Here is an 18,482-nt window from a genome sequence, read left to right as displayed (position 1 = left end):
GTCAGAAGGCGCCGAACCGAGCCGCGAGGACGAGCACGACCAGCAGCGCGAGGATTGGTCCGGCGCAGGCGACAGCGAAGATGTCGGCATAGGACTCGCGGTGGGTCAGCCGGCAGACCGCCAGCAGCGTGACGACAGCGCCGTTGTGCGGCAGCGCATCCAGCCCGCCGGTGGCGATGGCGGTCACACGGTGCAGGGCCTCCGGCGCGATGCCGGCGGCGAGCCCGCGGGCGAGATACGTGTCCCCCATGGTGGCGAGCGCGATGCTCATCCCGCCCGAGGCCGAGCCGGTGATTCCGGCCAGGATATTCACCGCGATCGACAGCGAGATCAGCGGATTGCCCGGCGCGATGCCGAGCACCGCGTCGCGCACCACGCCGAAGGCTGGCAGCGAGGCGACGACCGCGCCGAAACCCACCAGCACCGCCGTGTTGAGCGCCGGGATCGCGGCGGCATTGGCGCCGGCGCCGAGCGTCGCGATCAGCCCGGGAAGCCGGCGCCGATTAGCGAGGACCATCAGGACGATGGTGACGGCGAGCGCGAGCAGGATCGCGCGGAGCCCCCTCGACTTCGCGGGGTCCGCGGCGGCAGGGCCGGAATCGGCCAGGCCTGCGCCGTCGATCGCCGGCAGCACAAGGCCCGCGAAGAGCCCGTTCAGCGCAACCACCAGCACGATCGGCGCGACCGCGAGCAGCAGGGGCGGCGGCAGGGCGACAGCGTCGTCGCCGCGCCGGGCCTCGGCGATGTCGAAGCCTTCCCCCTGCGCCATCTCGCGCAGGCGGGCCGGATCGGGCGGTCCGGCCACGACGCGCCCGCCACAGCAGCCATGCCAGGCCGAAGCCCAGCATCACCGCGCCGCCGACCAGCCCGAGCCCCGGCGCCGCGAAGGCCGTAGTGCCGAAGAAGGGCATCGGGATCGCGTTCTGGATCGCCGGCGTGCCGGGCAGCGCCGTCATGGTGAAGGTGAAGGCCCCGAGCGCGATGGTCGCCGGGATCAGCGCGCGCGGCAGGCGGGCGCGGGCGAACAGTTCGGCGGCCAGCGGCTGGACCGCGAAGGCGACGACGAACAGCGACACGCCGCCATAGGTCAGCGCGGCGCAGGCCAGAACCACCGCGGGGATCGCGTTGGCCGGACCAAGCCGGTCCGCCAGCGCCTGCGCCAGCGCGCGCGCCGAGCCGGTGTCCTCCATCAGCTTGCCGAAGATCGCGCCCAGCACGAACAGCGCCAGGAATTGCGCGAGGAATCCGCCGAGGGCGGGCATCATGGTCTGCAGCAGCGCGGCGAGCGGCGGCCCGCCCGCCGCCAGCACCGCGAGCGCGGCGCCGAGGGGCGCGGCGATCAGCACGCTGACCCCGCGATAGGCGAGCAGGATCAGCACCGTCAGAGCGGCGAGGATGCCGAGGACGCCGCTCACGGCAGCGCCCCCGCATCGGGTGGGAATTTCAGCGTGGCGCGCCGGCCGAGATCGGCGCGGTGGCGCCCGAGCCAGATTGCGGCGGCATCGGCGCCCTGCTGGTGCAGCCGCTGCAGATACGACCATTCCGGATAGAGCTGCCCGCGGTCTCCAAGCGCGAAGACCGTCTCGTCGGCGCTGATCCGGTGCAGGCGCAGTCCGGCGAGGCGGGTGAACAGGGGCTCGGTGCCACCACCCACCCCAGCACCGGCCGCCAGCGCACGCTGGAGCGCGCCGATCGCGCGCAATTCGTTGACCAGGCTCGCGTTGAAGACGATCTCGTTCAGTCGCGCCGCGATATCCACGGCGCCGCGCGGCGCCTCGCGACGCTCGGGCGGGGTGAGCTGGATGATCAGCAGGTCGTGTGCGTCCGCCTCCGCGATCAGCGGCGCCAGCGGCGGGTTGGCGAGGTAGCCGCCATCCCAGTAGGCGCGGCCCTCGATCTCGACGGCGCGGAACAGCTGCGGCAGGCAGGCCGATGCCAGCACTGCCTCGGGCGTCAGGTCGGCGTTGCGGAAGACGCGCAGCGCGCCGGTCGCGACATCGGTCGCCGAGAGGAACAGCCGCGGCGCGTCGGCGGCGCGCAGCCGGTCGAAATCCACCGCCTCGGCCAGCAGGCGGCGCAGCGGATTGAGGTCGTTGGACAGGGCGGCCGGGCCGCCGAAGCCGCCGACCGCCGTCTCGGCGAAGGCTCGCCAGGCGGCCTGGGTCGCCGACCACAGCGCGAAGGGCGCCCATTCGGTCTGCGCCGGTCCGGACGCCGCGAACAAGGGGGCGAAAGGGCCGGCGGAGAGCCGCGCCGCATGCGCCGCGCGGCCGACGTTCTTCCAGAACTGCCACAGGGCGCGCTGACCCGCCGCGCGACCGCCCTGCATCAGCCCGTGGGCCAGAAGAACGGCGTTGACGGCGCCCGCGCTGGCGCCGCTGATCGCGACGATCTCGATGCCGTCCTCGTCGAGCAGTCGGTCCAGCGCGCCCCAGGTGAAGGCGCCATGCGCGCCGCCACCCTGCAGAGCGAGTTCAAGACTGACCAGCGCGGGCGCTCGGTCCGGACGGTCAGCCGGCAGCATTGGCGCCAGGGCGGGCGGGTGGATCGCCGTTGCTGTCGTCCTGCCCGATACGCAAGCTGCGTCCCGCCGTCCTATGGACGAGCCAGTAGCAGACGCCGGATGCGACGACGAGACCGCCAAGAGCCAGGACAGCGAGCGGCTCCGTCTTCTCCATGTCAAGAACGATGACCTTTCGCGCCACCGCCATCAGGGCGGTGTCGATGACAATCTTCACGTGGAAGATGTCATCGCGCAGATAGATCCTTACGTTGACGAAGATCTCTATGGCGATGAGCACGACCATGAAGGCGCCGAAGGTGAGCAGAATATCCGAGATGGTCATGATGAAACGCGGCGGCGAGATCAGCATTTGCCAGATCGTCCAGCCGACATCGACAACGCCCATCACGATGACAAATACCATCAATATCGCCAGTGCGCGCACGCAACTGCGAATGACGAATTGAAGGTGCCGGATGAGCGCCTCGTCGACGGGCTTATTCTCCGAGTTCACGAAGTGTCCTTCCGCGCCAGGCCATGGGCGCCCTGCGCCCACCGCGACACTACCAGCGATCGGCAGCGCGTGCATCGGCACCCGTGGCGTCCGGCTGGTGCGATCCGGACGACCAGCAATGATAAATCCCGACACGGGGATACGCGATCGAGGCAGCTTGCGCGGAGCGCGAGTCCTGGGGTCCAAGCGCAGCGGTCAAAACGCCTCGGAGGCGCGCAAGCATCACAGCTTTCGCGATTCGTGATTCAATCGCGCCCGCGCTTGGCGCGGCCCCATTGACGCATCAGCGCCTTCTCGGCTTCGAGCAGAAGCAGGACCAGAACAGCGACGGCAAGCACCGGCAACCCCTCCGTCAGCGGGTCGAGCGGCCGTGATGCGAACAGCGCCTGCATGGGCGCGGCGTAGGTGAAAAGCAGTTGCAGCACCACCACCGCAGCGACGCCGATCAGCACCGCAGGCGTTCCGAGCGCGCCGCGCCAGGTCAGCGATACGCCGTGCCGGTAGCGCACGCTGAACAGGTAGGCGACCTCGGCCGCGATCAGCGTGTTCACGGCCATGGTCCGCGCCGCCTCGACCGACATGCCCTGCGCCGTGGCGTATTTGAACATGCCGAAGACACAACCGAAGAACAGCAGCGAGACGAAGACGATGCGCCAGACCACGAAGCCCGTCAGCAGCGGCTGGCCGGCCGGGCGCGGCGGCAGACGCATCGTGCCGGGCTCAGTCGGCTCGAAAGCAAGCGTGAGCGCCAGCGCGACCGAACTCACCATGTTCACCCACAGGATCTGCGTCGGCGTGATCGGCAGCTGCGTGCCCAGCAGGATCGCCAACACGATGCTCATGGCCTCGCCACCGTTGACCGGCAGCAGGAAGGTGACGGTCTTGGTCAGGTTGTCGTAGACAGTGCGCCCGGCGCGCACGGCCGCGGCGATGGTCGCGAAATTGTCGTCGGCCAGTACCATCTCGGCCGCCTCCTTGGCGGCCTCCGTGCCCTTGCGGCCCATCGCCACCCCGACATCGGCGCGCTTGAGCGCTGGAGCGTCGTTCACGCCGTCGCCGGTCATGGCGACGACGGCACCTGTTGACTGCAGCGCCTCGACCAGGCGCAGCTTGTGCTCGGGGCTGGTGCGGGCGAAGACGTCGCTCTCTCTTGCGCGCGTGCGCAATGTCGCGTCGTCCATCGTGTCGAGTTCCGCGCCGGTGACGACCTTGTCGGCCCCCAGCAGGCCGACTTGGCGCGCGATCGCGCTTGCGGTCGCGGCGTGGTCGCCGGTGATCATCTTCACCCGGATGCCGGCGGCCTGGCACTCCGCCACCGCCGCGACCGCCTCCTCACGCGGGGGGTCGATCAGCCCGAGGAGGCCCAGAAGCACCAGCTTTCCCTCGATGTCGGCGGGCGACAGCGTGTCGGTACCGTGCGGCAGGTCGGTCCTCGTCGCCACGGCGATCACGCGCATGCCCTCGGCCGCGAGGTTCTCGGCCCGGAGGCGCCAAGCTGCCGCGTCGAGCGGCGCGGCGCCGTCCTCGCGCCGGACGGCGGCGCACATGTCGAGCACGCGTTCCGGCGCGCCCTTGACGCAGACGAAGGCCGCTTCATGGCCGGCATGCAGCGTCGCCATGTAGCGATGGCGGCTGTCGAAGGGGATTTCGTCGCGGCGCGGATGTCGCAGACGCGTCGCCTCCGGCGCCAATCCGGCGCGGGCGGCGAAGGCGAGCATGGCTCCCTCCATCGGGTCCCCCGCGACGATCCAGCCGGCATCCGGGCCCTCGCGCAACGCGGCATCGTTGCACAGCGCGGCGGCCTGGGCGAGCTCCTGGAGCAGGCTTCTCGCGGCCGGCCCCGGGGTCTCGCCCGCATGGGTCACCGTGCCTTCCGGGGCGTAGCCGGAACCCGAGGCCTCGAACCGCCCGAACCCGGCGTCAACCACCGCGACCGCCATCTCGTTGCGCGTCAGCGTGCCAGTCTTGTCGGAACAGATGACCGAGACCGCACCGAGCGTCTCGACCGCCGGCAACTGCCGCACAATGGCGTTTCGCGCAGCCATGCGCCGCACACCGATCGCGAGCGTGATGGTCATCACCGCCGGCAGCCCCTCGGGGATGGAGGCGACCGCAATACCGACCACGGCCATGAAGGCTTCCTCGAAGCCGAAACCGCGCATCTGCCACGCGAAGGCGAAGATCAGGACTGCCAACCCGAGGATAACGACGGTCAGGCGCTTCGCGAAGGCATTCATCTGGCGGAGCAGTGGCGTCATCAGCGTCTGAACGCTGCCGAGCATGCCGCTGATGCGGCCGATCTCCGTTGCGGCGCCCGTGGCGACGACAATGCCCATTCCCTGCCCCGCGGCGACCAGCGTGCCTGAGAATGCCATAGACGTCCTGTCGGCGAGCGGCGCGCCCGAGGTCACGGGATCGGTCGTCTTGTCTACGGGTACGGATTCGCCAGTCAGAGCCGCTTCCTCGACACGCAGGCCGCGGGCGCGCAGCAACCGCAGATCGGCGGGAACGCGGTCGCCCGGCTCGAGCAGTACTACGTCGCCCGGCACAAGCTCAGCCGCGCTGACCGTCACGCGCGTGCCATCGCGCAGGACCGAGGCGTGTGGACTGAGCATATCACGGATCGCGTTGAGCGCCTGCTCCGCCCGGCCCTCCTGGATGAAGGCGACGGTCGCGTTCACCAGCACGACGCAAAGGATGACGATGGCGTCCTTGAAGTAGCCGAGCGCGGCGGTGATCGCCGCCGCGCAGAGCAGGACCTGGATCAGCAGGTTGTTGAAATGCGACAGGAAGCGAAGGAGGGCGCTGCGCGCGGCTGCCGCCGGAAGGGTGTTCGGGCCGTGCTCGGCGAGGCGCCGGGCGGCCTCACCGCGTGTGAGGCCCGCAGACCCCGTACCAAGACGGCCCAGCGCCTCCTCCGTCTCGAGGCTGTGCCAGGTGGGGCCATCCGCGGTCGGTCCGCGTCCCCGTTCCGCGGCCGGCGGAAGTGACATGTCGCATCTCCTCTGAAGTCGAGAGACCAAGCTGCGTCCGGCGGCGCGGCACCGGACGCCAAGCCTCCGCGGTTCGGGTCGTGCGCCGATCTAGGCCGCGAGCAACGTAGCCATCGCCGGCCCCCGGTCGAGCAAGTCCATCGTCGCGCTGCCGAACAGAAGATTGTGCAGGGGCGCGTGGCGGACGGCCCCCATCACCATCATGTCCGCCTGGATGTTCCGCGCAACGTCCAGGATTGCGGGCATCACCCCGCCGTTGCCGCGCTGCACCGGCTGGAACTCGGCCTTCGCGCCGTGCCGCGCCAGCAGATGGGTCAGTTCGACCGCTGACTGCCCCGGGCGGAACTCCTTATCGTCGGTGACACTCACAACCGTCACCGTCTCCGCCCGCTTCATGAACGGCAGTGCGCCGTGGACCGCGCGCACAGCGGCAGGCGAGGCATCCCAGGCCACAACGATACGCGCGGGCACGGACGGGGCGGTTTGGCTCGGCGGAACGAGCAGCATCGGGCGCCCGGAGGAGAAAATGCCGCCAGTGGCGACCCAGCGTTTGCCCATGTCGGCGCCCGACCCGAAGGACATGACACCGAGGTCGCTGACCCGCATCTGGTCCGCGAGGACCTCTCCCACACCGTAGGCGAAGCTGCTGCGGCCGCGGACGTCGAAGCGCAGGCCTCGCGCCTCGAGTGCCGACCGGACGTGCAGCACCACGCCGTCTTCGCGCGCCGCCTGCTCGGCCTCCGGCATGCCGGCGTCGCCTCCCGCCGGCTCGGCATGATAGAGGCTGGCTGCGAACACAAGCGCCGCAACATGCGCGGAGTGCGCCTCCGCCAGGGCCAGAGGCAGTGCGATGGACGCATCCACAGCACCGAGCGTGTCCGGCTCCACATGCAGCGCGATTGTCGTAATGGCCACGATCCCGGCCTCCTTTGCGTTTAATTCAGACCCCGCCGCATGAGGCACGCACGAGGCGGGTTTTCAAGTGCATGGCACGCGACCGGGGGGCGGAACGCCCTCCGTTCGCCCCCGCTTGTCCTTCCGCGCATAGTCACGCCGTCGGTCCGAGCCCGCCGCCGTTCGTGGCCAACGGCGCCCAGGTGCACCCAACGGCTCCCGACGAGCATTGATGCACATCAATGCCGGCCAGCGGCATTTGCCGACGCTTCCCTGGAAACGGCGGCCGTTCCGGGCGAGAGTGACTGATTGGCGGGGCTCGACGGAGCGAAGGGCCCGGTCGCCGCTGCGTGCGTTTTCGCACCCGACAGCGCCGCGAGGAGCATTACGGCGCGCTGCAAGGAGTATCAGGAGTATCAGGACGGCATGACATCCATGGATAGATCGCGCGACTTGCCCCCGACGCTCCAGGCTGCGGTGCACGACCTCGCGCGGGGCGGGTCGCGCGATGCGATCCTCGCCTTCGAGCCGGGCCGGATGCGGCTGGTCAGCTACCGCGACCTCGCCGCCGAGGTGGAGCGCCGGGCGCGCCGTCTCGTGCATGCCGGCGTCGGGCCGGGCGATCCCGTCATCCTCTGCGGGCCGGGCGGCGCGGACTGGATCCAGGCCTGCCTCGCCATCCTGCATTGCGGCGCCTGCGTGGTCCCGGTGGACGCCACGCTCGGCGCCGAGACCTTCCGCCATGTGCTGCGCGACAGCGGGGCGCGCGTCGCGCTGGTCGCGCCGTCCACGGCGCAAAGGCTGGGCAGGCCGCTCGGCCAGGAGGGCGTGCGCGCGCTGCCGCTGGCCCAGGACGACACGCCGGAGCAGGGCCGCGAGGCCGCCTTCGCTCCGGTCGGGCTCGAGGATCGCGCCATCCTGTTCTACACGTCGGGCACCACGGGGCCGCCCAAGGGCGTGCCGCTGACGCACGGAAGCCTCATCTACCAGCTCCGCGTGCTCGCCGGCACGGGCGTCGTCACCGTCGACGACCGCGTGCTGCTGCCGCTGCCGCTGCACCACGTCTATCCGCTGGTGCTCGGCGTGCTCACGCCGCTCTCCGCCGGCCTCGCCGTCGTGCTTCCGGCGGGCTTCACCGGCGCGCAGGTGCTCGCCGCGCTGCAATCCGGCAGGCCGACGGTCATGATCGGCGTGCCTCGGCTCTTCGATGCCCTCGTCGGCGCGCTGGCCGAGCGGATGCGGCGCGGCGGGGGTGCCGCGCAGGCGCTGTTCCGTGCCGCGCTCGGGCTGTCGCGCCTGCTGCGCCGGCGCCTCGGCTGGCGCATCGGGCCGACGCTTTTCGCCCCGCTGCACCGCCGGCTCGGACCCACGCTGCGCATCGTCGTCTCGGGCGGCGCCGCGCTGCGGCCCGAGACCGCCTGGGCGATGGAGGCGCTTGGCTGGAAGGTGGCGAGCGGCTACGGGCTCACCGAGACCGCGCCCATGCTCACCATCCACCCGCCGGGCGCGATGCGCTTCGAGACCGTCGGCCGCGCGATCCCGGAGACGGAATTGCGGATCGAGGGCGCGGCCGACGGGACCGCCGAGGGCGAGGTTCTGGCGCGCGGCCCGGGCGTCTTCGCCGGCTATCATGCGCTGCCGCAGAAGACGGCAGAGGCCTTCACCGCCGATGGCTGGTTCCGCACCGGCGACCTCGGCCGGCTCGACGAAGGGGGCTGGCTGCAGCTCACCGGGCGGCTGTCGACGGTGATCGTCACCGAGGGCGGCAAGAACCTCCAGCCCGAGGAGATCGAGGACGCCCACCAGGCGCATCCGGCGATCGAGGAGATCGCGGTGCTCCAGCACGAGGGCCGCCTCGCCGGGCTGATCGTGCCGGCGCGCGCCGCGCGGGCCGAGGACGGGGGCGAAGCGGCGGTCCGAGAGGCCGTGCGCGAGGTCTCGCGCGGCCTGCCGACCTACCAGCGGCTCGCCGAATACCGCCTGACCACCGAGCCGATCCCGCGCACGAGGCTGGGCAAGCCGCGCCGCCACCTCATCGCGCAGGCCTATGCGCGCGCCGCGGAGGCGGGCCGCGAGGGTCCCGGCCGCGCGCCCGGCCTCGTGCCGATCGACAGCCTCTCCGCCGACGACCGGGCGCTGCTCGAGAACGACCAGGCGATGGCGGCCTTCCGACTGCTCGGCGAGCGCTTCGCCGACCGCCGCATCGGACCGGACAGCGACCTCCAGCTCGACATCGGGATCGATTCGATCGGCTGGCTCGACCTCTCCCTCGATGTCTCTGAGCGGGCCGGCGTCACGCTGTCCGACGCGACGATCGCCGAGATCCGCACCGTGCGCGACCTGCTGGTGCGGGTCGCGGAGGGCGGCGATGCCGGGGCCGATCCCGGGGTGCCGCTCGACGAGCCCGAGCGCGTGCTGGACGAGGCCCAGCTGCGCTGGCTTGCCCCGCGCGGCGGCGCCCGGCTGATGGTCGGGCGCGCGCTCGCGGCGGTGAACCGCGTGGTATTCCGCCGGCTGTTCGGGCTGACCGTGCGCGGCGCCGACCGGCTTCCCGCCGGCGGCCCCTTCGTGCTCGCGCCGAACCATGCGAGTTACCTCGATCCCTTCGCGATCGCCGCCGCGCTGGACCCGGCGCGGCTCGAACGGATGTACTGGGCCGGCTGGAGCGAGCTCATCGTCACCTCGCCCGTGCGGCGCGCCTTCGCCCGAATGGCCGGCATCCTTCCCGTCGATGCCGGGCGCGCCACCGCGGCGAGCCTCGCCTTCGGCAGTGCGGCGCTGCTGCGCGGCCACGCGCTCACTTGGTTCCCCGAGGGGGTCCGGTCCCATGACGGGCGATTGCAGCCGTTCAGGCCCGGCATCGGCGTCGTGCTCGCGCCACGGAACGTGCCGGTCGTCCCGGTCGTGCTGCGCGGGACCTTCGAGGCTTGGCCGAGATCACGCCGGCTGCCGCGGTTCCGCCGCCTCTCGGTGGAGTTCCTCGCTCCGTGCATGCCGGCCGACCTGGCCGCGGAAGGGACCGGCGACACCGAGGCCCGGCGGATCGCGGACGCCCTGCGGAAGCGGATCGCCGCGGCGATCGGCGCACCCGATGCGTGAGCCGGTGGTCGCGTTGCCGCGCGACAACGGCGGGGCGGCACTCAAGCCCACTCGATACGGCCCAAAGGGCGTTGATGCACATCAATGTGGGCCAGTGTTGCTCACGGGCAATCTTGCAACCCTGATGAGCGTGCAACCGGGAGGAGCACGATGCTCACGCGACGGTTCCTGACCATGAAGGAAGTCGCGGACGTGGTTCAGGTGTCGGAGGCCACCGTCCGTCACTGGATCAGGCTCCGGGAGCTCCGCGCCATCGATCTCGGCCGCGAGTGGCGCGTGATTCCACGCGACCTCGAGGCTTTTCTCGCCGCTCACGAGACCTGCCGGGAGCCGATTACCCTTGGCGCCGTCGGCACTGGAACAACCCAGGTCGAAGCCCTGGGCGACGAAACAGCATCAGATCTGCCCTGTGACGGGTTACGGCCCCGAGGCTCCCGATGCAATCATTGATCGAAAGCGGTCCGTCACGGCGCGGGCCACGGAAAGGAGAAGCGAGATGCTCGCGCGTGATCTGATGTCGACCGGCCTGCTGACCTTCCTGCCGGACATGGGCCTGGAAGCCGCGGCTCGCGCGATGGCCGAACGCGGCGTGTCGGGCGCGCCGGTGGTGCGGGATGACGGGCTGCTGGTCGGGATCATCACCGAGGGCGACCTGATCAAAAGGCTCGCCGATTCGGCGTCGCCAAAGGCGGGCTGGTTCGCCAGCCTGTTCCGCGCGCCGGAAACGGACGCCGCGCGCTTCGCCCGCATCCACGGCCGCACGGTGAAGGATGCCATGACCATGGAAGTGGCAAGCGTGGGCGAGGATGCGACGGCGGAGCAGGTCGCGCACATCATGGAGACGCGCGGCGTGCGCCGCGTGCCCGTGCTGCGTGACGGCGTCCTGGTGGGGATTGTCTCCCGCGCAGACCTGTTGCGCGCGCTCATCATCTGCGATGGTGGAACTGCCGTCGCGAGATCGGATGCCGAGATCCGGCGCGCCCTGTCCACCGCCCTGCGCGCGCAGCCCTGGTTCGACAGACAGCTCATGTTCTTCGACGTCGCCGACGGTGTCGTGCGCCTGCACGGCTTCTGCGGCTCCGAGGACATCCGCCGCGCCCTTCGGGTGCTTGCCGAGGGACTGCCCGGCGTTAAGCGCGTGGAGACCGAGTTCTCCGCGCCGCCACCCTTCCTGCTCGGAGCGCGCTAGGCGCGCCGAGACGTCCACTTCGAGGGAGCATGCCGATGCCCAAGACCATGAAGGCCGCCGTCTTCGTCGAACCGGGGAAGATCGAGTTGCGCGAGAAGACCGTCCCCGAGGTCGGCCCGCTCGACGCGCTGCTCCGCATCACCACGACAACGATCTGTGGCACCGACGTGCACATCATGAAGGGTGAGTATCCGGTTGCCGAGGGACTCACGATCGGCCATGAGCCGGTCGGCGTGATCGAGCGCCTTGGATCGGGCGTGAAGGGTTACCGCGAAGGCCAGCGGGTGATCGCGGGCGCCATCACGCCTTCCGGCTGGTCGAATGCGTGCCTCTGCGGGCGGTGCAGCCAGGACGGCGCAGGCACGAAGCACGGGTGGCGCCCGATGGGCGGCTGGCGCTTCGGCAACACGATCGACGGATGCCAGGCCGAGTACGTGCTGGTGCCCGATGCCATGACGAACCTCGCCGCGGTGCCGGACAATCTAACGGACGAGCAGGTGCTGATGTGCCCCGACATCATGTCCACCGGCTTCTCGGGCGCCGAGAGCGGCAAGGTGCAGATCGGCGACACCGTGGCGGTCTTCGCCCAGGGACCGATCGGCCTGTGCGCGACTGCCGGGGCGAAGCTGATGGGCGCGACCACCATCATCGCCGTGGACCGCGTGCCCGAGCGGCTCGCCATCGCGCGCCGCCTCGGCGCCGACCACCTGGTGGATTTCTCCAAGGTCAATCCGGTGCAGGAGATCATGCGCCTGACGGATGGGCGCGGCGTCGACGTGGCGATCGAGGCGCTCGGCGCTCAATCCACCTTCGAGGGTGCGCTGCGCGTCCTGCGGCCGGGCGGCACGCTCTCCTCGCTCGGCGTCTATTCGACCGACCTGACAATTCCGTATGACGCCTTCGCCGCCGGCCTCGGCGATCATACCATCGTCACGACGCTCTGCCCTGGCGGCAAAGAGCGCATGCGACGGCTGATGGAGGTCATCGCGAATGGGAGGCTCGACCTCAAGCCGCTGGTCACGCATCGCTTCAAGCTGGACCAGGTCGTTGAGGCCTACGATCTCTTCAGTCACCAGCGGGATGGGGTAATGAAAGTTGCGATCGTGCCGTGACCGCGGTGCCGGGACGATCAGGCCATGTCATGGCCGCGGCTGGCCTCGTACGGCGTGATCCGCGGCGCGTCCTCCCGCATCCCGGGGCGTGCGCGCCTGACGCTCCGCCTCCGCCCGAACCGCCGCCATGGCTTGGCGGCGCAGGACGATCCCGGCGACCGGGACCGGCAGCCCGGCCTCGGCGAGGGTGCGCATGACCCATGTGTTGCAAGTGAAGTGCAGCGAGTAGGCGATGGAGGAGGGCACCAGCCTGAGCCCGGCGCCCGCCGGCAGGGAGGGCGGCACAGGTTCGGAGATTTGGCCGGCGATGAAGGCGGCGATGGCGGCGATGCCGGCTTCGGGGACCCGGAGGGCAACCATCTCCTCCGCCCCCGGCGGCACCGAGCCATCGAGCGCGCGGATCGAGACCACCGCGGGGCCGCTGGCCAACGCTTCAAGCGCCTCATTCAGGCCGGGCCGATCCGCCCGCATCCAGCTCTCGAGCCCGAAGCCGAAGCCGAAGGCCTCTGCCGCCGGGGCACCGGCCCGCAGCGGCGCGAGCGGCGTGGAGACCAGCGCATGAGCCGGGAGGCAGATCTCAGTATGCCAGGATTCGGCGATGACAACGAGGGAGTTGCCCGTCCCCGCCGGCGGTCCCGTGCGCTGTCGGGGCGTCGCGGCGCAGGCGGAGGGAAGCAAGGCGAGGAGGGTGCGTCGTGGCAGCATGCCACCTGAAATCGGCAGCCGCGCGGCGTTGGCCAAGTCCTAGCCACGCGCCTGTGCGGCGCGAAGCGGGCGCATCTCGTCGTGCGCCACTGCGATGACCGCGACATCCTATCACCCGGCATCAATGGCGCTGCGCCGTGTCGCGGCCCAGGCCGAGGCCGGACAGGCGACAACCATCGGCATGCTGCTGGATGGGCTGGGCTCGGCAGGCGTGCCGCTGGCGGTGGTGCTGTTGGCGCTCCCCTCGTTGCTGCCGATCCCCGTCCTGCCTACCGGCCCGGTGGCGGGAACGCTCCTGATACTGATCGGCGTGGAGTTCGGCCTGGGCGCGAGGCGGCTCCGGCTGCCGGGGGTGCTGCTGCGCATCGGCCTGCCCCACAACGCCCTCGCCGCCGTGTTCCGGCGCGCGCTGCCGCTGGTGGAGCGAGTCGAGCGGTGGCTGCGGCCGGGGCGGCTGCGCTGGCTCACCGGCGCGGCCGCCCGGCCGCTAATTGGGGCGAGCATCGGCCTGCTGGGGCTCGCCCTCATCCCCCCGGTACCGTTCGGCAATCAGCCCCCCGGGATCGCGCTGATCCTGCTCGGTCTCGGCCTGCTCGCGCGCGACGGCCTGGCGGTGCTCGTCGCCCTCTGCCTTGGCCTGCTGGCGCTGGCATGGGTCCTCGCCATCAGTGCAGGGACGGTCTATGCGCTGCATCTCGCACTCGTGGCGCTCGGCTGGTGGTGACGGATGCGGCTGTTGGCGCGGCCTCGCGCCAGGGCTGCGCCCACCAGCGGCGACGGCGGGCGGGCAGCGCGTTGCCCTGCCTCCTTGCGGGCGCAGCACAAGCGCGTGGCGGCCGTATCGGCGCCTCGCAAATGGCGTCGAAGCAATCGGAGGAACAGGCAGATGCCGGATTTGGATGGCAACATCGACCAGGGGCGCGCTTCCCGGCGGATCCTCGCCGGCACCGATCTCTCGTCGCGCGCCGACCGCGCGCTGCGCCGCGCCGCGCTCATCGCCGCCAAGACGGGCGCGGAGTTGCTCGTGCTGCACGCGGTCGACGACGACCAGCCGCGTCGCCTCGTCGAGGCCGAACGTCGCGAGGCATCGGCGATCCTTCACGAGCAGGTCGCCGCCCTCGGACAGGCCTCGGCGCTTCCAATTCTCCCGCTGATCGAGGAAGGCGACCCCTTCGAGGCGATCTTGCGCGTTGCCGAGACGTGGAAGGCCGAACTCATCGTGCTCGGCGAGCACCGGCGCCGACCGCTGCGCGACATCTTCGTCGGCACCACGGTCGAGCGGGTCATGCGCCACGGCCGCTGCCCGGTCTTGATGGTCAATCGGGCGCCGGCCGGTCCATACCGCCAAGTGCTCGCCGCCACCGACCTTTCCGAGCATGCGACGCGGGCACTTCATGTCGCGGTACGACTGGGATTGCTCGACCGCGCGCGACTGACGCTGCTGCACGCCTTCGAGCCGCCCGGCCTTGGCGCGCTGGCACTGGCCGACGCGCCGCCGGCCGCCGTGGCGGCGCACGAAGCCGATGCTGCGCGCGAGGCCGCCGCCGCGCTGGCCGCCTGCGTCGCCACGCTCGGCCTGCCGTATCGGCCAGAGCAGCGCGTGGTGGCCGGGCGGGCGGCGGCGGCCATCGTGCAGGCCGCGGAGCAGTCACGCCCCGACCTCGTCGTCATCGGCACTGCCGGCGCGGGTTTCCTGCGCCGCGCCGTCCTCGGAAGCGTGGCGGCCGAGGTGCTTGCGGCGGCGCGCTGCGACGTCCTTGCCGTCCCACCCGAGGCGCCTGAGTACGCCCGCGGGCGCCCCCCGGTAGCCAGTCGTGACTGAGCTGATCGCGGCCTCGGTCTTTTATGAGATCGCCGCTCTGCTGGCCCTCGGCGCGGGCGCCGGCCTTGTCGCGCGGCTGCTCCACCAGCCGCTGATCGTCGGGTTGATCGGCGCGGGCATCCTCGCGGGGCCGGGCGTGCTGAACATCGCGCGCTCCGATGTCCATATCGAGCTGTTGAGCGAACTCGGCATCGCCGTGCTGCTGTTCCTGGTCGGCCTCAAGCTCGATATCGGCCTCGTGCGCAGCCTCGGTGCCGTGGCGCTCGCCACAGGCCTCGGCCAGGTGATGTTCACCGCGGTGATCGGCTTCGGTCTGTGCCTGCTGCTCGGCCTCGATGCCGTGACCAGTCTCTACGTCGCGGTCGCGCTGACCTTCTCCAGCACGATCATCATCGTCAAGCTGCTGTCGGACAAGCGAGAGATCGACAGCCTGCACGGCCGCATCGCGCTTGGCTTCCTGATCGTTCAGGACATTGTGGTGGTGCTAGCCATGGTGGTGGTCTCGGCCATGGCGGTCGGGGTGGGGCAGGCGGCGGCGCTCGGCGGGCTGGTCCAGGTGGCGGCGGGCGGGGCCGCGATGCTGGTTTTCGTGGGCCTGGTCATCCGCTTCGTCGCGGAACCGCTGACGGCGCGGCTGGCCGGCTCGCCCGAGCTTCTGGCGGGCTTCGCGATCGGCTGGGCGGCGCTGCTCGCCGCCATCGGCGACATGGTGGGCCTGGGCAAGGAACTCGGCGGGCTGCTCGCCGGCGTCTCGCTCGCCTCGACCAGCTTCCGCGAGGCGATAGCCGCCCGGTTGTCGAGCCTGCGGGACTTCCTGCTGCTGTTCTTCTTCATCGCGCTCGGTGCGCGGCTGGACCTCGGTGAGATGGGCGGGCAGCTCGGCGCCGCAGCGCTGCTCGCGGCCTTCGTGCTGATCGGCAACCCGCTGATCGTCGTCGCGATCATGGGGGCGATGGGCTACCGGCGGCGCACCGGCTTCCTCGCCGGGCTGACGGTCGCGCAGATCAGTGAGTTTTCGCTGATCCTGATGGCCATGGGCGTGGCGCTCAGCCATGTGGCGGAGCCTGCGCTCGGTCTCGTCACCCTGGTCGGAATCACCACCATCACGCTCTCTACCTACATGATCCAGCATTCGCATCGTCTCGCCGCCTGGTTCGACCGGCCGCTGCGGGTCTTCGAGCGCGCGCATCCGTGGCGCGAAGCTGCGACAGCGGAAGATGCGCCGCACGGGCAGGTCGTGCGTCCCGACGTCGTGCTGTTCGGGCTCGGCCGCTTCGGCTGCGCGATCGCCGAGAACCTGCGCCGGCGCGGCTATTCGGTGCTGGGGGTTGATTTCGACCCCGAGGCGGTGCGCGCGTGGCGCCGCGCCGGCCATCAGGCGATCTATGGCGATGCGACCGATCCGGAACTCATGACAGCGCTGCCGCTCGCGCATGCGCGCTGGGCGATCTCCGCCATACCGAGCCGCGCCGGCGGGCTGACCCATGAGGACCACAACCTAACCCTGATCACTGTGCTGCGCGGCGAGCGCTTCGGCGGGAGTGTCGCGGTCACGGCGCAGTCGGAGGTGGAGGCGCAGGAGCTGCTGCGGCGCGGTGCCGATCTTGTGCTGTTGCCCTTCCATGACGCTGCCGCGCGCGCCGCCGAGCGCATCACATGCGGGCCGGCTACGTGACTGGGCCGGATCAGCCTGAGGCCAGCCGGAACAACATCAATCCAAGGATGAAGGCCGGCGCGAGGTAGCGTATCGCACATAGCAGTAGCGCCCCGGCTACGCCGCGTATCCCCGCAAGTTCCAGCGCCGTGCCAGCGGGCAGCACCCAGCCGAAGAATAGCGCGAGGCCAAATCCGGCCAGCGGCAGAATGAGGTTGGAGACAACGTGGTCCACCTCCTCCAGCAGCGGCCGGCCGGTCACGTTCAGCCACGCGAGCGGCCCGTAACCGAGCGCCGGCGGCACGCCGCCCAGCAGCGCGGCGCCGCCGACGGCGAGTACGGCCACGCGGCGCCGCAGTCCGGCACGCTGCATCAGGGCGGCAACGGGGACCTCGATGAGCGAAATCATGGAGGTGAGCGCTGCGGCGCTCAGCAGGAAGAAAAAGGCGATCGCCACCGCCCTGCCGCCCGGCATGGCCAGGAAGATGTCGGGCAGGGTGATGAAAGCGAGTTCCGCACCAGCTGCCGGGTTGCCGCCGAAGGCGAAGACGGCTGGGAAAATCGCCAGCCCCGCGATGATGGCAAAGGTGGTGTCGCAGGCGACGATCGCCGCGGCCGGACCGGGGATGCGCTGCTCTGGCCGCAGATAGCCGCCATATGTGATGTATACCGCCATGCCGAGGCCGATCGAGAAGAAGGCCTGGCCCATGGCGGCGAGGATGACGCGCGGGTCAAGCAGCGCCGACCAGGTCGGGCCGAAGAGGAACGCGACGCCTCCGGAGGAGCCCGGCAAAGTCAGGGCAAAGCCAGCCAGCGCCACGACAATGAGCGCCAACATGGGCATCAGCCACAGGCACGCCCGCTCGATCCCGCGCGCGACGCCTGCGACGACGACGGCCATGCTGAGCGCCATCATTGCCGCATGCCAGCCGAGCGGTTCGATCGGATGGGCGATGAAGGCGCTGAAGCCCTCGGCGAAGCCGCCTGGCGGACGGTCCCACAGCGTGCCACGGGCGGCGGCGAAGAAGTAGCGCAGCGCCCAGCCGGCAATGACGGAGTAATAAGCCAGGATCAGCGCCGAACCCGCCACGCCGAGCCAGCCGACTCGGCGCCAGGCGGAGTCGGGGGCAAGGCGTTCGAAGGCAGTGACGCCGTCCGCCCTGCCATGTTTCCCGATGGCGATCTCCGCGACGACCAGCGGCACGCCGAGCGTCAGCACGACGAAGAGGTAGACCAACAGGAACGCACCGCCACCGTTCTCGCCGGCCGCATAGGCGAAGCGCCAGATGTTCCCGAGCCCGACCGCCGAGCCGACCGCGGCCAGGATGAAGCCAGCCTGGCTGCCCCACTGCTCACGCATGCGGCGCGCACCGCGCCTGCATGCCCCGGTCTCCCGCGAGTTCGCTCGTCCGGCGCCACGGGGCCGGGCCGACGGCGCCCGAGATGAACATTACGACGTCCTTCGCGGCGACAGCGATTGGGTGGCCGCGGGTCCCGATGCCAGGCCGGAGTGCTGCGGCGGCGAAGCCGCTTGCGCGACCGGCGCTACCGCCTGCGGATACCATGGCGAAGGCTTGTCGCGCCGGCAACGGGCAACTCGTGGCGGGAAGCTCTTGCGGATCGGTCCGCTCGGGTCACCCCCGCTCGGCAGCGACGCGCCCCTTCGGAGCAAGCCAGGGTATCAGTTACCCACCGGCGATCCCGACCCGCCGTGGATGAAACTGTGGCACTGTGATTTGGCTGGTGGCGAGGTCGGCATGGTCATGGTGCGCCAGAGCCCGCGTATCAGTTGGACCCGGAAGGCCCCGAGCACCCTCGCTTGCGCCAAGGGCGGCGACGCCTGGGAGCGCGCTGTCTAGACTTCCCTTCTTGGGCCTTCTCCACCGGTCTTGGCAGAGGAGGAGAGAGCGATGGAAGTGCTGCATCCCCGCTGTGCGGGGCTTGATGTTCACAAGGACAGCGTGACGGCGGCGGTGCGGATAGCCGCGCCGGGCGGA

General features: G+C 70.8%; 15 protein-coding genes. 7 read left to right on the top strand and 8 right to left on the bottom strand.

The genetic code is table 11. The features are described 5' to 3' along the window. Position 1: 1 nt before the first annotated feature. The 6 genes from H596_RS24665 to H596_RS23055 form a co-directional block, all read right to left on the bottom strand. Positions 2–517, bottom strand: a complete 516-nt coding sequence (locus H596_RS24665) for a hypothetical protein (RefSeq protein WP_245584033.1) — start codon at positions 515–517, stop codon at positions 2–4. Continuing rightward, the gene (locus H596_RS24660; RefSeq protein WP_245584032.1) at positions 504–1,415 is read right to left on the bottom strand and encodes a GntP family permease; all 912 of its coding nucleotides are present in this window, start codon (positions 1,413–1,415) and stop codon (positions 504–506) included. Before H596_RS24660 ends, H596_RS24665 begins: the two co-directional genes overlap by 14 nt. Beyond that, positions 1,412–2,524 carry a patatin-like phospholipase family protein gene (locus tag H596_RS0115530; protein ID WP_037301754.1) on the bottom strand — a complete coding sequence of 371 codons (1,113 nt, stop codon included), beginning with the start codon at positions 2,522–2,524 and terminating at the stop codon, positions 1,412–1,414. Before H596_RS0115530 ends, H596_RS24660 begins: the two co-directional genes overlap by 4 nt. Then, the gene (locus H596_RS21955) at positions 2,511–3,017 is read right to left on the bottom strand and encodes a phosphate-starvation-inducible PsiE family protein (RefSeq protein WP_051213225.1); all 507 of its coding nucleotides are present in this window, start codon (positions 3,015–3,017) and stop codon (positions 2,511–2,513) included. The genes H596_RS0115530 and H596_RS21955 overlap by 14 nt, the downstream gene beginning before the upstream one ends. Positions 3,018–3,262: 245 nt before the next feature. Further along, complete coding sequence (locus tag H596_RS21950) at positions 3,263–6,010, bottom strand: HAD-IC family P-type ATPase (RefSeq protein WP_051213223.1); 2,748 nt, start codon at positions 6,008–6,010, stop codon at positions 3,263–3,265. A gap of 90 nt (positions 6,011–6,100) precedes the next feature. After that, a complete protein-coding gene (locus tag H596_RS23055; RefSeq protein ID WP_027285658.1) occupies positions 6,101–6,925 on the bottom strand; it encodes a universal stress protein in 825 nt (274 codons plus the stop codon). Between the two features lie 432 nt (positions 6,926–7,357). On the opposite strand from H596_RS23055, the gene H596_RS0115510 reads away from it, so the two are divergent. The 4 genes from H596_RS0115510 to H596_RS0115495 all read left to right on the top strand — a co-directional run bounded on the left by H596_RS0115510 (position 7,358) and on the right by H596_RS0115495 (position 12,304). Next, positions 7,358–10,003 carry an AMP-binding protein gene (locus H596_RS0115510; RefSeq protein WP_169579880.1) on the top strand — a complete coding sequence of 882 codons (2,646 nt, stop codon included), beginning with the start codon at positions 7,358–7,360 and terminating at the stop codon, positions 10,001–10,003. Between the two features lie 150 nt (positions 10,004–10,153). Further along, positions 10,154–10,453: a helix-turn-helix domain-containing protein gene (locus H596_RS23490; RefSeq protein ID WP_084602877.1), complete on the top strand. Its 300-nt coding sequence runs from the start codon at positions 10,154–10,156 to the stop codon at positions 10,451–10,453. Between the two features lie 46 nt (positions 10,454–10,499). Further along, complete coding sequence (locus H596_RS0115500) at positions 10,500–11,192, top strand: CBS domain-containing protein (protein WP_027285656.1); 693 nt, start codon at positions 10,500–10,502, stop codon at positions 11,190–11,192. Between the two features lie 35 nt (positions 11,193–11,227). Continuing rightward, positions 11,228–12,304: an NAD(P)-dependent alcohol dehydrogenase gene (locus H596_RS0115495; protein WP_027285655.1), complete on the top strand. Its 1,077-nt coding sequence runs from the start codon at positions 11,228–11,230 to the stop codon at positions 12,302–12,304. Positions 12,305–12,331: 27 nt separating this feature from the next. Here H596_RS0115495 and H596_RS0115490 read toward each other — a convergent pair whose 3' ends face one another. Beyond that, positions 12,332–13,045: a DUF2459 domain-containing protein gene (locus tag H596_RS0115490; RefSeq protein WP_156910147.1), complete on the bottom strand. Its 714-nt coding sequence runs from the start codon at positions 13,043–13,045 to the stop codon at positions 12,332–12,334. A gap of 58 nt (positions 13,046–13,103) precedes the next feature. Between H596_RS0115490 and H596_RS0115485 the strand changes: the two genes are divergently transcribed. The 3 genes from H596_RS0115485 (at position 13,104) to H596_RS0115475 (ending at position 16,506) form a co-directional block, all read left to right on the top strand. Then, positions 13,104–13,733, top strand: a complete 630-nt coding sequence (locus tag H596_RS0115485) for an exopolysaccharide biosynthesis protein (protein ID WP_084602875.1) — start codon at positions 13,104–13,106, stop codon at positions 13,731–13,733. Positions 13,734–13,895: 162 nt separating this feature from the next. After that, the gene (locus H596_RS0115480; protein WP_051213219.1) at positions 13,896–14,831 is read left to right on the top strand and encodes a universal stress protein; all 936 of its coding nucleotides are present in this window, start codon (positions 13,896–13,898) and stop codon (positions 14,829–14,831) included. Further along, positions 14,824–16,506 carry a cation:proton antiporter gene (locus H596_RS0115475; protein WP_027285651.1) on the top strand — a complete coding sequence of 561 codons (1,683 nt, stop codon included), beginning with the start codon at positions 14,824–14,826 and terminating at the stop codon, positions 16,504–16,506. The genes H596_RS0115480 and H596_RS0115475 overlap by 8 nt, the downstream gene beginning before the upstream one ends. A 10-nt stretch (positions 16,507–16,516) precedes the next feature. On the opposite strand, the gene H596_RS0115470 is transcribed toward H596_RS0115475, so the two are convergent. After that, the gene (locus H596_RS0115470; RefSeq protein WP_027285650.1) at positions 16,517–17,845 is read right to left on the bottom strand and encodes a sodium-dependent transporter; all 1,329 of its coding nucleotides are present in this window, start codon (positions 17,843–17,845) and stop codon (positions 16,517–16,519) included. Positions 17,846–18,482 lie beyond the last annotated feature (637 nt).

It is taken from the genome of Rubritepida flocculans DSM 14296, from assembly GCF_000425365.1.
Classification (GTDB): Bacteria; Pseudomonadota; Alphaproteobacteria; order Acetobacterales; family Acetobacteraceae; genus Roseococcus; species Roseococcus flocculans.
This window is presented reverse-complemented; position numbering and strand designations above follow the sequence as displayed.

Excerpts from the sequence above, each read along its gene's own strand:
- H596_RS24665 (WP_245584033.1), bottom strand. The coding sequence starts at position 517 with ATGGTCCTCGCTAATCGGCGCCGGCTTCCCGGGCTGATCGCGACGCTC.
- H596_RS0115480 (WP_051213219.1), top strand. The coding sequence starts at position 13,896 with ATGCCGGATTTGGATGGCAACATCGACCAGGGGCGCGCTTCCCGGCGG.
- H596_RS21950 (WP_051213223.1), bottom strand. The coding sequence starts at position 6,010 with ATGTCACTTCCGCCGGCCGCGGAACGGGGACGCGGACCGACCGCGGAT.
- H596_RS0115495 (WP_027285655.1), top strand. The coding sequence starts at position 11,228 with ATGCCCAAGACCATGAAGGCCGCCGTCTTCGTCGAACCGGGGAAGATC.
- H596_RS0115500 (WP_027285656.1), top strand. The coding sequence starts at position 10,500 with ATGCTCGCGCGTGATCTGATGTCGACCGGCCTGCTGACCTTCCTGCCG.
- H596_RS0115470 (WP_027285650.1), bottom strand. The coding sequence starts at position 17,845 with ATGCGTGAGCAGTGGGGCAGCCAGGCTGGCTTCATCCTGGCCGCGGTC.
- H596_RS0115530 (WP_037301754.1), bottom strand. The coding sequence starts at position 2,524 with ATGCTGCCGGCTGACCGTCCGGACCGAGCGCCCGCGCTGGTCAGTCTT.
- H596_RS0115485 (WP_084602875.1), top strand. The coding sequence starts at position 13,104 with ATGACCGCGACATCCTATCACCCGGCATCAATGGCGCTGCGCCGTGTC.
- H596_RS23490 (WP_084602877.1), top strand. The coding sequence starts at position 10,154 with ATGCTCACGCGACGGTTCCTGACCATGAAGGAAGTCGCGGACGTGGTT.